The sequence below is a fragment of the Nocardia sp. NPDC055002 genome, assembly GCF_053608825.1.
Map to the genome: position 1 here is coordinate 430,487 of NZ_JBSGWE010000004.1, position 14,412 is coordinate 444,898.

Consider the following 14,412-nt stretch of genomic DNA (forward strand, 5'->3'; position numbering starts at 1 on the left):
AGCGCAAGGGCAGTGACCGGGCACTTGCCCATGTCGCTCACGAAACACTCAGTGTCCGTTAGGGTTTCGGTTTGATGAAACACCTGTAAATGACAGCGTAAAGGTCCTGTGCCTGCACGTTTGAGCACGTACCCTGGTGGGTATGACAGGAGCCTTCGATGACATGGATCTACGAGATCTCGTCGAGTTGCTCAGCAACGACGAGAAGCAAGAACTACGACCGGCCGTAATGCGGGTACTGGAAAGACTGCCTTCACAAGAGGTATTACGCCGCGACCTGAACCGTCGCATGCTCAACGTCTGACTCCTGTCCCCCATCCAACCGAAAAGGCGCGGACCACCTGAGGTGATCCGCGCCTTTTACTGTTCGCCCGAGGTCAGAACACCCGCAGCGGTCCCGGGCTCCACAGCCCGTTGCGCGCCGCCGTGCCGGTCTCGAGCTGCGCGGGCGTGGCCTGCGCGTACTGGTCGTAGCGTTCCAGCGAGCCCCAGTCGCGCGCCCAGTCGTCCTTCAGATAGGTCGGGATGGTGACCCGGGCCGCCAGCATCTGCGTCATGCCGAGCGGACCACCGAACTCCTGCGCCTGCCAGGTGTCGGTCGACGAGATCGCCAGCGGGCGGTCCGGCAGGATCCGGTAGTTCGGCACCTCGGCCACGCCGTTCTTGTGCGCGAACGGACGCTGGCACGGGAACTGCAGGCCGACGGCCCAGTCCAGCAGTACCGGCTGGTCACGGCCGATGAACGTGTCCAGAGTCTGCAGCTTGGGCACCCGCGGCGGGGTGAACGCCAGCCACTGGTCACCGATCAGGATCGGGTCGTTCACCATCACCCGCACCGCGTTCGCCTCGGCCGGAAGGTCGGCCAGCGGCACGCGCAGGTTGCGCCACGACGGGGCCGGGCCGATATCGCGCGGCTGGTAGGCGCCGAGCGTGGTGACGCTGCCGTCGGGGTTGCGGGTGCCGTATTCGACGAACAGCGCCTGCCCGTACTTGTCGGAGCCGGAGTCGTCCTTGGAGGCGATGCGACCGGCCGCGCTGATCACGACCAGCGGCGAGTCGTCCGAGCGGGCGGGCAGGCCGTACCAGGCCGATTCCAGGTGGGCGGGCTGCTGCATGCCCTCCTGGTAGGAGCCGAGAATCGGGGTCTGCGCGGGGTCGAGGCCGAACGGCAGCGCCACGGTGGAACCGTTGACGCCGAGTGCGCCCTCACCACCGCCGGTGCCCGCGCTCTCGCCTTCGGCGAAGGCCGCGCCGACCGACTGGTTGCTGGTGTTGCCGGTGCCCGGCTTCACCTCGACCGCGTCGGCCGACAGATCGCCCGGCACTCCGTTGGGGGTGAACCCGACCGAGCCGGTGCCCGCGAGCGGGTCGTTGGGATCGGTGAACGGACGGGCCGGGTCGACGATGGGGTCGAGCCTGCCGCCGTTCGGGTCGGATTCGACCAGCACGTCGTTGGCCAGGCCACACGAGTTGTCGCTCAGCGCGTCGATGTTGGAGCGGCCCAGCGAGTAGCCGGGGTACTGCTGGGTCGCGCCCTTGACCAGCGAGAGCACTTCGAACAGCACCATCAAACCGACCACGATGGTCAGCGGGATGGCGGCGAACTTGCGAATCCTGTTGCCGCGCTTGGTCTTCGCCGACGGCACCGGCTTCACATAGTCCTCGCGCAGGGCGTACCAGCCGACCAGGGCCAGGGCCACGCCGAACAGGATGAGCATCACCGTGTTCGAGTGGACGCCGCGCAGCGAGATGGTCTTGTCGAACCACGGCACGCCGTAGCTGGACACGTACCAGTAGCCGTTGATGCCCGAGAACGACAGCGCCAGCACGAACAGCAGGCCGGCCAGGAAGATCGCCCGGTTCTTGCGGGAGCGCAGCGCGCTCTGCGACACCGCCACCGCCGTCACCGCCGCGAGCCCACCCGCGATGCCCGCGTAGGCGCCGAAGTGATGAGTCCACTTGGTGGGGTTGAACATCATGAAGAAGATCGTGCCGAAGACGATCCCCATCAGCCGCCACGTCGGACCCGACGCGATCCCCGGCACCTGACGGCGGCGCAGCAGCACCAGCAGCGTCGTGAACAGGCACAGCAGCATCACCAGGAAGGCGAAACGGCGGGCCAGCGAGCCGTCGACGGTCTCCACGAACATGTAGTAGTAGCGCAGGTAGTCCTCGTACCAGGCCAGGTTCGGGCCGGTGGCCTGACGGACCCGGTTGGCTTCCTGGATGCCGGCGAAGGTCTGGTCGCCGTAGACCACCGTGAGCACGAGCACGCCCGCCGAGGCGATCGGAGCCAGCAGCGGCAGCGTGCCGAACTGGCGATGACGGCGCACGATGATCCGCACCAGCGGCCGGATACCGGCCAGCAGCGCGGCCACACACATCAAGCCGGTCGGCGCGGCGGCGAGAGTGAACGCCGCGATCAGCACCGCGATGCCCGCGGGCAGCAGGCGGCCGGTGGCGATGGCGCGTTCGATGGACACCCAGGTGAGCAGTGCGCCGAGGGCGACGATCGGCTCCGAACGCAGGCCGTTGTCGAACGGCAGCCAGAACGCCAGGAACACCAGTCCACCGGTCCACAGCGCCACCTGAGAGCGCTTCACGGCGTTGCCGAGGCGCGGGACCACCTCGCGGCTGATCACCATCCAGCACAGGATCGCGCAGATCAGCGCGGGCACGCGCACCCACGGGCTGGCCGTGGAGATCTCCGCGAACACCTGGATGACGTAGTAGTACCAGCCGAACGGGGCCTCGGGGACGCCGTACCAGCGGAAGTAGTTGGCGGTATAACCCGCGTCGGGGGCCACGCGCACCATCGACAGGATGTAGCCGTCGTCGGAGGTGTTGGCGCCGACGAAATGCCAGACCAGCAGCGTGCCGATCACCGCGCCGTCCGCCCAGGTGGGCTTGAGCCAGTTGCGCGGCAGGAAGCGGCGGTGCCCGCGCCCGTCACTGCCGTCGAGGCGGCCCAGCGCGGCGAGCGCCAGCAGGGTGCACAGCACGGCCGCGATGATCGCGACCAGCTTGATCAGCGACGGGCTCGACGAGAAACGGGTGTCGATCGTCGAGGTGAGCGAAAGGCCCTGCGGCACCTCGCCCTTCAGATCGGTGAACACACCCACGATCTGCGGCCGCAGGTCACCGGCGAGCTGCCCCTGCACGGGCACCTGCACGGTCTCCACCGCACCTGGCTGACCAGCGACCGGCCGCTCGACCTGCTTGGTCAGCCCCACGAACTCCGCGCTCGTGCGGTCCTGATCGGACTTGATCAGGATCGCCGAGCACCCGTCCATCGCCGACCGGTCCGCCGACGCGACCACCGCATTGCGGTCCACCACGTCGACCGCGGTATCGGAGACGCGCACGAACAGCGCCTCCAAGGCCGCCCGGTCGCCCTGCGGAGGCGCGGTCGCCAGCAGCATCCCGCCCTGCTCGGGCAGCGTCGACACGGCACTACACGGAATCGACACCGTCAGATCGATCGGCACCTGCGACATCAGCGGCGCCTGCACATTGCCGAGCGAACCGTTCTGCGGCCAGTTCAGTTGCGCGGTCGTCTGGGTGACCGGCAGAAACGGCGTAGCCACCGCGAACAGGGCGCCGAGAATCCCGGCGACCATCGCGATCCATCGCGCGGTCCGGAAGTCCTTCGCGGGGGCCACCGGTTCGGCAGGAGGCTTGGAGAGAACAGCTGTTGCGGCGTCTGGCACGGTTCGACATGCTATCTGCCCGCCCCTTGTTGTGAGTCGTCGCTCGCCACCGGGTGTGAAGTCAGGTCATCTTGACGGCAGCCGCCGGGCGGGCGGTACCTACCCCGTTGTCGCGTCATGCTTATCGGCTATCAGTCTGCACATGACGCGGGCACTCACCGCATCCGAGATCCGCGCAGGAGTTTTTCGAGGATAGCAGTATGCAAAATACATATCGGCAGAAAGTGCCGCAATAACCTCCGATCACCTCGCGGCCGCGCATTTTATGGACGAGAACGTGGGGCCGGTCGAGAATCGCGAAGGTCCCGCTCGGGATACATGGGACTGCGCGAACCACATACAACGATGAATTGCGCTCGTATTCTTAAATACGACAGCTTCACTTCGAATGTCTGTCAGTTCCACCCAAGGAGAACGCAATGTTCGATAAAAAGGTTCTTGCACGCGCGGCAATGGCTTCCGTGAGTTGTGCGGCGGCCGCGGTCACCTTCGGAATCGGGCCGGCGCACGCCGCCGGATCCACCACCATCGCACCCGCGGGCGCGAATGTATCGGCGACCAATTCGGGCACGGTGAAATTCGTGGCGGGCAGCGTGACCGTCACCTGCACCACCTCGAGCACTACCGGGGCGGTGCCGGCCGCGCCGGGAAACACGAACCCGAGCGGTCCTGTTTCGGTGTCGATCGGGGCGCCGAGCTTCTCCGGTTGCACCACCAGCATGTGGGGTGTCAGCGCCACCATCACCACCAGTGGCAGCTGGGCGATCACCGGTCAGAACGGCACGCCGATCACCGGTAGCCTGGCGATTCCCACCGGCGGCATGGTGGTCAAGACCAGCGGCCTCGCCTCGTGCACAGCCGTTGTCGCGCCCACCGCGCCTGCCTCGATCGCGGGCACATGGACCAACGGGGCACCCTCCACGGTCTCGCTCACCAACGCGTCGGCGCCGATCAAGGTAACCGGCGGGTTCGGGTGCCCGACCAGCTCCACCACGGGCTCGGTGACCGGCACCTACAAGGTCGCCAACACCACTACCCCCGCGGTGCCGATCACAGTCGGCCCCTGATTCCATCGGCGATATTCGGGTGACGGGTAACGCGACGAAGCCACTTCGAATTCGATGAAATTCATGCGATAAATACCCGCGTGCGTAGCAATACGCACGCGGGTCCGCATCTTTACACCACGAGCGATACCGGGCACTTACCATGAGTGCGCGGATTTCGGCGTGTCAGGAGTCCTTCCGAAAACTCTTGAACACCATTCCTATTGTGGCGAATACCCAGAGGAACCGATCCAGCCGGGTTAACCATCCCGGGTGCGCTCACCTCGAATATCCAGCATGGCCTCGCACCGGCGAAGATGTCGCGACGCGCCCGCCCAGACCCCCGCGCTCTTCCAGCGCTTCACGCTCCCTAGACTCGACTCCATGACCAAGGTGAATCTCGAAACCAACTACGGACCGATCGTGCTCGAGTTGGACGACCAGGCCGCGCCGAACACGGTCGCCAACTTCGTGAACTACGTGAACTCGGGCCATTACGCCGGCACCGTGTTCCACCGCGTCATCCCCGGTTTCATGGTGCAGGGCGGCGGCTTCGAGCCCGGCCTGAAGCAGAAGCCGACTCAGGCGCCGATCCAGAACGAGGCCACCAACGGCCTGAAGAACGACAAGTACACCGTGGCGATGGCCCGCACCAACGACCCGCACTCGGCCACCGCCCAGTTCTTCATCAACATCTCCGACAACGCCTTCCTCAACCACACCGCCCCCCAGGGCCAGGGCTGGGGCTACGCCGTCTTCGGCAAGGTCACCGACGGCACCGAGGTAGTCGACAAGATCGCCGCCGTCACCACCGGCAGCGCGGGCCCCCACCAGGACGTCCCCGTCGACGACGTCATCATCGAATCCGCTTCTGTCGCCTGATTCTTCGACGTAGCGTGCCGGGCCGCCACCGAATTCATCGGTGGCGGCCCATTTTTCGATAGGCCCCCAGGAACACGATCCCCGCCGTCGAGTCGTCGCCGATGCGATCGTGACGGTGTCACGGGGCACGCGGTACGGTGTCTCGACTGATCGAAGTTCTTGGGGGAATACGTGAAAGACCTTCTTTACTCGGTGCTGGGCGTGGTGTTCGGCGCCGTTCTCGTTTTCGGCGGAATCGCCACGCTCAACAGTGGTGCCGAGTGCGGCGGCAAGAGCATGTCGGCGGGTGAGACCTGCGTGACGACCAGCAAGGGCTCGTCGGTGGAGCGGGACGCCGCCGGGCAACAAGCCCAGAACAAACGCACCGGGTGGATGCTGATCGGCGGCGGCGCGGTGATGAGCATCGGCTCCGCGTTCTGGCTGCGAAGCAATCTCCGGTCGCGCCGGGCCCGCCGCGCCGCCACCTCACCGCAGGGCTACCCGCCCGTCGGTGGGCCGCCGCCCGCCCCGCACGGGCTGCCACAGGCGCAGGGCCAATGGCCGCAGGCCGCACCCGCTCCGTACGGAGCGCCGCAACCCCAGGGCCAGTGGCCGCAGGGAGCTCCCGGATACGGCGCACCCGCCTATCCGCCGCACGCTCAGCATCATCCGCAGGCACCGCAAGCGGGCGCCGGGTACAACCCGAACTACAGGCGGTAAAAGGGGCATTCCTTCGAGCTTTCAAGTCGCACGATTAGACTTGGTCCAGCGGCTTATCCGACCGCTCGAAGATGTCCGGAAGGAGCGCCATGACTGCCATCGCCCCCGCGTGGATGCACGAGCAGATCACGGCTGCGGAGTACGACACCTGGTCCGACGAGCAGTGTGCGGGCATCGAGATCGTGGACGGGATGGTCGTTGTGAGCCCCAGTGCGTCCAAGCGGCACAACCGGTTGGCTCGGATCCTGGCCAACGCGCTGGACACCGCGGCCGGACCGGACTGGAATGCCGACACCGACTTCGACGTCCGACTTCAGGATGTTCCACTCACGAATCGGCGACCCGATGTCGTTGTGTATCGCGCGGATACGATCGACCTCACGCCCACGCGCCCCGAACACGTACTGCTCGTCGTCGAGGTGGTCTCGCCCGGTTCGGAGACCACCGACCGGATCGTCAAGGTGGACCAGTACGCCAAGGCGGGCATCGCCTTCTATTGGCGGATCGAGCAGGCGGCAAACGGTGTTCCGCTGATCTATACCTACATCCTCGACCCGGCCACCAAGTCGTACCGGACCGGCGACATGTTCACCGGAACGGTCGAGGTGTCGGCTCCCTTTCCCGTGGAGATCGATCTCGGCAAGGTTTGATCCCTTCCACACTCGGATCAACGCCATGGCGCAACGAGTTTCGACAACGCCGAGGAATTCCGCACCCATCTCAGCCAAAGCGCCGAACGCTGACCTCAGGACACCCAGGCCTTCAGAGGCTCAGTGTCGAGGGTGATGCCGACTGGGTGCCCGGCCGGTGCGGTAGGAGTCGATCTTCAATCCGCGTTCGGGGAACAGCCACAGTTCTGGCCGAAGCACGAGTAGGACGCGCATCAGCCACTCGAGCACGCAGTCATGGTCCCCGTCCGGCCCGCCTTTGCCCCCAGTTTCCCCTCGACGTACTCCAGTCGAACACCCTCCGCGACACTACCGGCGACACGAGCGAGTTCTTCGAACTCCCCGGTCGTCATGAGCGGCTCAGGCGCTGCGGTCATGGCGGTAACGATACCCAGCGATTACGCGTTATGACCACGCACTACGACCACACATTTCGACCACACTCGACGATCGTCGACGAACACCACAACGGGCCGCCTCGGATCAACTCCGGACGGCCCGTTCGGGTTCTGGTTACAGCGGCAGGACGTGGTGCTTGCGCGGGTTGCGCTGGATCTTCTTGTCCTGGAGCAGCTTCAGGGCCCGGCGCAGTTCGAGGCGGGTGGTGGCCGGTTCGATGATGGCGTCGATGAAGCCTCGTTCGGCCGCTACCCACGGGGTGGCTACGTTTTCGTTGTAGAAGTTGATCAGGTTCTGGCGGATCGCGGCGCGCTGGTCTTCGGGGGCGGCGGCGATCTGGGCGGCGCCCAGGAGGCTGACGGCGCCCTCAGCGCCCATGACGGCGATGCGGGCGGTGGGCCAGGCGAGGTTGATGTCGGCGCCGAGCTGCTTGGAGCCCATCACCGCGTAGCCGCCGCCGTAGGACTTGCGGACCACCAGGGTGATCTTGGGGACCGAAGCCTCGACATAGGAGAACAGGAAGCGGCCGCCGCGCTTGATGACGCCGACCTTCTCCTGTTCGACACCGGGCAGGAAGCCGGGGGTGTCGACGACGAAGATCAGCGGGATCTCGAAGGCATCGCACAGTCGGACGAAGTGCGAGGCCTTGTCGGAGGCGCGGGCGTCGAGGGCGCCTGCCGCGGCCATCGGCTGGTTGGCGACGACACCGACGGTGCGGCCGTCGATACGGGCGTAACCGGTGATGATGTTCTGGCCGGTGTCGGCGCTGATCTCCTTGAACTCACCGTCGTCGAAGATGCGCAGCAGGATGTCGTACATGTCGTAGCCGGCGTTGTCGGAATCCGGCATGAACGTGTTCAGCTCGCGGTCGGAATCGGTGATCTCCGGCTCGAGACCGGGGTTCACCACCGGCGGCAGTTCCTGGCAGCTGCTCGGCATGTAACCCAGGTACTCGCGCACCCAGGTGAAAGCCGCTTTCTCGTCCTTGGCGACGTGGTGGATGTTGCCGTACTGGGCCTGCGTGCGCGCACCGCCGAGCTCCTCGAGGCTCACGTCCTCGCCGGTGACCTCTTTGATGATCTTCGGGCCGGTGACGAACATGTGCGCAGACTCGGTCGCGACCACCACATCGGTGCAGATCGGCTCGTACACCGCACCACCGGCGCAGTTACCGAGGATCACCGACACCAGCGGAACCATGCCCGACAGCGGCTCGAGATTGGTCGCCATCCAGGCGTACCAGGCCAGCGAGCTGATCGCTTCCTGCACGCGCGCGCCACCGGAATCGTTGATGCCGACCAGCGGGATGCCGACCTTCGACGCGTACTGCATCAGACCGCACAGCTTGCGACCGAACGCCTCACCGACCGAACCGCCGTACACGGTCTGATCATGGGAGAACACCGCCACCGGGCGACCCTCGACCTTGCCGTGGCCGACGACGACACCGTCACCGTAGAGGGCGGTCGGGTCGCCGGGCTTGCGCACCAGCGCGCCGATCTCGACGAAGGTGCCGGGATCGAGCAGCTGGTTGATCCGGTCGCGGGCACTGGGAATGCCCTTGTGCGCCCGCTTCGCGATGCCCTTCTCACCAGCGGGCTCTTTGGCGAGCTCGAGCCGCTCGTGTAGATCGGCAAGCTTTTCGGCGGTCGTGCTCACTTACTTATTCTCCCTTAGCGGAAATCGCGGCCAGTTTGGCAGCGAGGTCGGCACCGATCTGGCCGATCCGCGGTTCGTCGACAATCTGCAGGTGGTCGCCCGGAATGTGGACGATCTCCAGGTTCGGAACGTACTCGTCCCAGCCGCCGTTGGGCTTGCGGTCAGCGAATCGAGGCTCGAGTTCGATCGCGCCGTCGTGGTAGCGGTCGGCAAGGTAAAGGACCACATCGCCCTCGTACTTGCGCGGCTGCACTTGCTGCAACGCGCGGTTCTCGATCCAGGAGGTGCGCTGGTGTTCGAGCACGCCGCCGGGGATCTTCGCACCGGAAAGCTTGATCAGATCGCTGATCATCGAGAACTGCTCCGCATCGGAAGCCGCTGCCAGTTCCTCGATCTGGTCACGGTCGAGCTCGGCGGGGACGTTGTAGGTCTTCTTGGCGAAGGCCTGGTAGCGCTCGAGGCGACGCACGCGCTCCTCGGGGCTGTTGTCCTCGTCTTCGACTGTCATCGCCAGATCGATCAGGCCGACATAGCGCACATCGGCGCCTTCTTCACGCAGCAGCTGACCCACCTGCATCGCCAGCACCGCGCCCAGCGACCAGCCGTACAGCACGTACGGGCCGTCGCCCTGGAGCTTGCGCAGTTCCGGCAGGTACTGACGAGCTCGTTCCTCGATGGAACCGTCGACCCGCTCGATGCCGTACATCGGAGTGTCGGCGGGCAGACGCTTCAGCAGCGGCTCGTAGACCAGGGTGTTGCCACCGGCGGGATGGAACACGAACACCGGCGTGGCATCCGAACCATCGACGCGGGCACGCAGTGGGCGGATGAATCCGTCCACATCAGCGCCGCTGTCCTGCAGGTTGCGCACGATCTCCGAGAGCTGCTCGATGGTCTCGCAGTCCAGCACATCGTCGACGGTGATCTCGGCACCCACCCGCTCAGTGAGGCGGGCGGCCATCTTCTCGGCTAGTTCCTCTTCGAGGATCGGCAGGGTGTTGAAGACACCGCCGGGCGAAGCGCCGGTGACGACGGCCCAGGTGGCGTAGGCGAGACGCTCGGCCGCGTCGCGCGGGGGAACGTTGTCCTCGTCGCCCGCAGGGGCGGAGTAGTCGACATCAGGAATGATCGGCTGCGCCGCAACGACATTCGGTGCGGCATCAGCTGTTGCCGAGCCGTTGTCGTCAGCGACGGACGAGACCGGCCCTTCGGCTGAAGCATCCGAAACCGGCTCGGCCGCAGCAGCTTCCGACGACAGCTCGGCTTCGGCCTTCTTCGCCACCGCCAACGGATCCTCACCCGCGGCGATCGCGGCCCGAGCCGCCTCGACGAAGTTGGCGTCGACACCCAGCTCGACATCTTCACCGGCGGCCTTGGCGGCAGCCTGCTTCTCCGCCATCGCCGCGACCTCGTCGCGATGCTCGATCGCGTAGCGCAGCACCTTCGACACCTCGTTGAGGCTGGCGTCGCGTACCGCGGAGATCTGCAGCTGCGGGATGTCGAATTCGTATTCGACGCGGTTCTTGATGCGCATGGCCATCAGCGAATCGAGGCCGAGCTCCATCAGCGGGATCTCCATCGGGAGGTCCTCGACGGCGTAGCCCATGGATTCGGCGACGATGACGCACAGCCGCTGCTCGATGGTCTCGCCGCTGTCAGCGCTCCAGCGGTCACCGGTGGCGATGGCGATCTCGGCGGCGGTGGGCTCTGCGGCCGCAGCCGGAACCGCAACGGCGGCAACCGGTTCGGGCAGCGGAGCGCCGGAGGTGACGACCGCGTCGAACAGCAGGGAGAACCCGGCGCCGGACTTGGCGTGCACCTGGACCGACGCGCCACCGAGGTGGGGAGTCAGCGTGGTGGTCAGCGTGCCGGCAGTGGGCAGCGCCGCGTGCGGATGGGACACCGAGACCGCGACATCGGAAAGAACCTGGGCGGCAGCGGCTTTCACCAGCGCGGCCAGGTCGCTCACCGACGAGGCCTGGATCTCCCAGGCGTGACGGCCGTCCGGCATCGCCACGTGCGCGCCGGGCACACGGGTGTTGCCACCGCCCGAGGACATCGAGACCTTGGGCCAGTACTCCTTGCGCACGAACGCGGTTCGCGGCACGTCGGCGTAATCACCTTCGGGCAGCAGCGAACTCAGGTTCACGGCATGGCCGTGCACGTAGAGCTGGGCGAGCGCGCCGATCACACCGGCGGACTCGTCTTCCTTGCGCTTGAGCGTGGGGATGAGCTGCGCGTCGTGCACGCCCGCAGCGAACGTGGTGCCCAGAACCTGCATCAGCGCAACAGAATTGGGGGCCAGTTCGAGGAACGTGGTGTGCCCGGAGTCGACGGCGGCCTTCACCGCGTTGGTGAACCACACGCTGTGGCGCAGGTTCTTCACCCAGTAGGGCTCGTCGTGGATCGGATCGGAACCGGGCTTGAAGTACAGCCCCTCGTGCACGGTGGAGTACAGCCCGGTCTTCAGCGAGGTCGGCTCGATGCCCGCCAGTTCCGCGGCGAGTTCGCCGAGCAGCGGGTCCATCTGGGAGGTGTGGCCCGCGCCGCGGGTCGGCAGGATGCGGGCGAACTTGCCCATCGCCTCGACCTCGGCGACGATCTGCTCGACCTGCTCACGCGGACCGCCGATGACGGTGTTGGTCGGCGCGGCGTACACCGCGCACTCCACATCGGGGTACTTCGGCAGCAGCAGCGCCACGTCGTGGGCGCTGAGTTCGACCAGTGCCATATTGCGCACTTCGTCATCGGTGAGCATTTGCTCGCCCTCGCCCATCAGGCGCGAGCGGGCGCAGATCACGCGCACCGCGTCTTCGATCGACAGGCCACCGGCGATGTAGGAGCCGGCCACCTCGCCCATCGAATGACCAACCACCGCAGCCGGTTCCGCGCCGTGCGCGCGCAACAACGCGGCGAGGCCGAGCTGGATGGTGAAGATGCCGACCTGGCAGGTGCCGACGTCGTAGTCCTGCTCGTCGTCGAGGAACATCTCGCGGATCGAGTAACCCGCTTCGTCCTGCACCAGCTCGTCGACCTCGTCGACGGTCTTGCGGAAGATCGCGTTCTCGCCGTAGAGCTGCTTGGCCATCTTGCGGTGCTGGGAACCGAAACCGGAGAACACCCAGATCGGACCGTTGGACGCGGGCGAATCGGCGGTGAACACACCGGCACCCGGCTTGCCCTCGGCGATGGCGCGCAAGCCCGCGACAGCTTCTTCGAGGGTCTTGGCCACCACCACACCGCGCGAACGCTGGTGGCTGCGCTTGGCCAGCGAGCGGGCGACATCGGTCAGCGGGACATCGGCGCCCGCGCCTTCCAGCCAGTCGGCCAGCTCGGCGGCGGCGCGCTTACGACGCGACGGCAGGTAGGCGGAAACGGCCAGGACCACCGGCAGCGGCTCGTCGCGCTCACCGTCCCACTCGACGAACGGCGGCACCGGCTCGACAGCGGCCTCGGTGATCGCGACGGCCTCGGCGACCACATCGGTGGTCTCCTCGCCCTCGATCTCCTCGGCGGCGACCTGCTCGGGGGTGACGTCCTCGACGACCGGGGCCGTCGGCACGTACTCCTGGAGCACCACGTGCGCGTTGGTGCCACCGAAACCGAAACCGGAGATGCCGACCGTCGCGACGCCGCTGTAGCGCGGGTACTCGGTCGCCTCGTCGACGACCTTGAGGTTGGCCTGCTCGAACGGGATGTACGGGCTCGGACCCGCGTAGTTGATATTCGGCGGAATCACGTTGTGCTGGAACGACATCAGCACCTTCGCGAGAGCCGGCACGCCCGCGCCCGACTCGAGGTGGCCGAAGTTGGTCTTGGCCGAACCGAGCAGGGCGGGCTTGTCCGCGTCACGGCCGCGACCGATCACACGAGCCAGCGCCTCGGCTTCGATCGGGTCGCCGATCGGCGTGCCGGTGCCGTGCGCCTCGATGTAGTCGACGGTGTTGGGGACGATGCCCGCGTCGCGGTAGGCGGCGCGCAGAACATCGGCCTGCGCGTCGGGGTTGGGCGCGAACAGACCGTTGGAGCGGCCGTCCGAATTCACCGCGGAACCCTTGATGACGCCCAGGATGTTGTCGCCGTCACGCTCGGCGTCGGCCAGGCGCTTGAGCACGACCATGCCCGCGCCCTCGGAGCGAACCATGCCGTCGGCGTCGGACGAGAACGCCTTGATGTGCCCGTCCTTGGCGACGGCCCCGTTCTGGTCGAAACCGAGAGTGATGACCGGAGCCAGGATCATGTTCACGCCACCGGCGAGCGCCACCTCGGCCTCACCGCTGCGCAGCGCGCGCACGGCCTGGTGTACGGCCACGATGGTCGACGAGCAGGCGGTGTCGACGGTGACCGACGGGCCACGGAAGTCGTAGAAGTAGGAGACGCGGTTGGCGATGATGCCGGTCGAGCCGCCGAGCAGCGCGTATCCGCGCGATGAGGCAGGCGCATCGGGATCGGTGTCGCCGAGACCGAGTGAGGCGATCATCTGGAAATCGTTGGTGGACGAGCCGACGAACACGCCGACCTGACCGCCCTTGAGATCGCTGGCCGGGATGCGCGCGTGCTCGAGCGCCTCCCAGGTGAGCTCCATCATCAACCGCTGCTGCGGGTCGACCTGCTCGACCTCGATCGGCGACATCGCGAAGAACTCGGCGTCGAAACCCTTGATGACATCCTGGTCCAGGTAGCCGCCGAGGGTGTTGGCCTGGTCGATGGACTTGGCTACGGACGGGTCGGTCAGGAACTCCGACCAGCGACCCTCGGGCAGCTCACGGATCGCGTCACCGCGCCCGATGATGAACTCCCAGGTCGACTCGGGCGTGGTGCCCGCACCCGGCAGACGCGTGGACAGACCGACCACCGCGACGTCGTGCGCCTCGGAAGGCGCGAACGCGGCCGTGTACTCCGAGGAATCCTCGGCGGGCGGCTCCGGCTCACCGTGCACGATGACCTCGGCCAGCGACGCGATCGTCGGGTGCTGGTAGACCACCGTCGGGGTCAGCACCACACCGGTGAGGTCCTCGATGTCGCCACCGAGAGCGAGAGCGTCGCGCGAAGCGAGCCCGAACTCCTCCATCGGCCGGTCGACGGTGATCGCGTCGACCGACTGCCCGGTCGCATCGGCGACCCAGCGGCGCAGCCATTCGCGCAGCTCGGCTACCGAGAGCTCACCGCCGGTCGCGGGGGTCTCGGGCGTGCCGTCGTTGTCACCGGAGGAGGTCATCGCACGGTCTTCATTCTGGGCGCCATCGTTGTCACCGGAAGCGGTCGTCCTGGGACGATCGCTGTTCTGGGAGCCATCGTTATGAACCATCAGTCCTCAAGCTACCTGTCTGTGTGCAGGGCGCGCCGTGG

The 14,412-nt window shown here is 66.6% G+C and carries 9 protein-coding genes; 5 read left to right on the forward strand and 4 right to left on the reverse strand.

Annotated elements, in window-relative coordinates; genetic code table 11:
- Positions 1–142 precede the first annotated feature (142 nt).
- A complete protein-coding gene (locus ACWF99_RS18815) occupies positions 143–304 on the forward strand; it encodes a hypothetical protein (protein WP_156677619.1) in 162 nt (53 codons plus the stop codon).
- Positions 305–377: 73 nt separating this feature from the next.
- Here ACWF99_RS18815 and ACWF99_RS18820 read toward each other — a convergent pair whose 3' ends face one another.
- Both ACWF99_RS18820 and ACWF99_RS18825 read right to left on the reverse strand, forming a co-directional pair.
- Positions 378–3,710, reverse strand: a complete 3,333-nt coding sequence (locus tag ACWF99_RS18820) for an arabinosyltransferase domain-containing protein (protein ID WP_452536977.1) — start codon at positions 3,708–3,710, stop codon at positions 378–380.
- A gap of 379 nt (positions 3,711–4,089) precedes the next feature.
- Complete coding sequence (locus tag ACWF99_RS18825) at positions 4,090–4,431, reverse strand: hypothetical protein (RefSeq protein WP_452536978.1); 342 nt, start codon at positions 4,429–4,431, stop codon at positions 4,090–4,092.
- On the opposite strand from ACWF99_RS18825, the gene ACWF99_RS18830 reads away from it, so the two are divergent.
- The 4 genes from ACWF99_RS18830 to ACWF99_RS18845 all read left to right on the forward strand — a co-directional run bounded on the left by ACWF99_RS18830 (position 4,430) and on the right by ACWF99_RS18845 (position 6,987).
- On the forward strand, positions 4,430–4,777 hold the full coding sequence (locus ACWF99_RS18830) for a hypothetical protein (RefSeq protein WP_378638033.1): 348 nt from the start codon (positions 4,430–4,432) through the stop codon (positions 4,775–4,777). The two genes, ACWF99_RS18825 and ACWF99_RS18830, sit on opposite strands and share 2 nt — an antisense overlap.
- A 363-nt stretch (positions 4,778–5,140) precedes the next feature.
- Positions 5,141–5,638, forward strand: coding sequence for a peptidylprolyl isomerase (locus ACWF99_RS18835; protein ID WP_378638030.1), 498 nt, complete (start codon positions 5,141–5,143; stop codon positions 5,636–5,638).
- A gap of 171 nt (positions 5,639–5,809) precedes the next feature.
- Entirely contained in the window at positions 5,810–6,337 is a 528-nt protein-coding gene (locus ACWF99_RS18840; protein WP_452536979.1) for a hypothetical protein, read from the forward strand.
- Between the two features lie 89 nt (positions 6,338–6,426).
- Positions 6,427–6,987, forward strand: coding sequence for a Uma2 family endonuclease (locus ACWF99_RS18845; RefSeq protein WP_452536980.1), 561 nt, complete (start codon positions 6,427–6,429; stop codon positions 6,985–6,987).
- 531 nt (positions 6,988–7,518) lie between these two features.
- On the opposite strand, the gene ACWF99_RS18850 is transcribed toward ACWF99_RS18845, so the two are convergent.
- Positions 7,519–9,063, reverse strand: coding sequence for an acyl-CoA carboxylase subunit beta (locus ACWF99_RS18850; RefSeq protein WP_452536981.1), 1,545 nt, complete (start codon positions 9,061–9,063; stop codon positions 7,519–7,521).
- A 4-nt stretch (positions 9,064–9,067) separates the two neighbouring features.
- Positions 9,068–14,281 carry a polyketide synthase Pks13 gene (gene pks13 / locus ACWF99_RS18855; RefSeq protein WP_452536982.1) on the reverse strand — a complete coding sequence of 1,738 codons (5,214 nt, stop codon included), beginning with the start codon at positions 14,279–14,281 and terminating at the stop codon, positions 9,068–9,070.
- Positions 14,282–14,412: the final 131 nt, after the last annotated feature.

Coding starts and splice junctions, on each gene's coding strand:
- ACWF99_RS18825 (WP_452536978.1), bottom strand. CDS start 4,431: ATGCTGGTGGTGCAACCGGAGAAGCTCGGCGCCCCGATCGACACCGAA.
- ACWF99_RS18830 (WP_378638033.1), top strand. CDS start 4,430: ATGTGGGGTGTCAGCGCCACCATCACCACCAGTGGCAGCTGGGCGATC.
- ACWF99_RS18835 (WP_378638030.1), top strand. CDS start 5,141: ATGACCAAGGTGAATCTCGAAACCAACTACGGACCGATCGTGCTCGAG.
- ACWF99_RS18845 (WP_452536980.1), top strand. CDS start 6,427: ATGACTGCCATCGCCCCCGCGTGGATGCACGAGCAGATCACGGCTGCG.
- ACWF99_RS18815 (WP_156677619.1), top strand. CDS start 143: ATGACAGGAGCCTTCGATGACATGGATCTACGAGATCTCGTCGAGTTG.
- pks13 (WP_452536982.1), bottom strand. CDS start 14,281: ATGACCTCCTCCGGTGACAACGACGGCACGCCCGAGACCCCCGCGACC.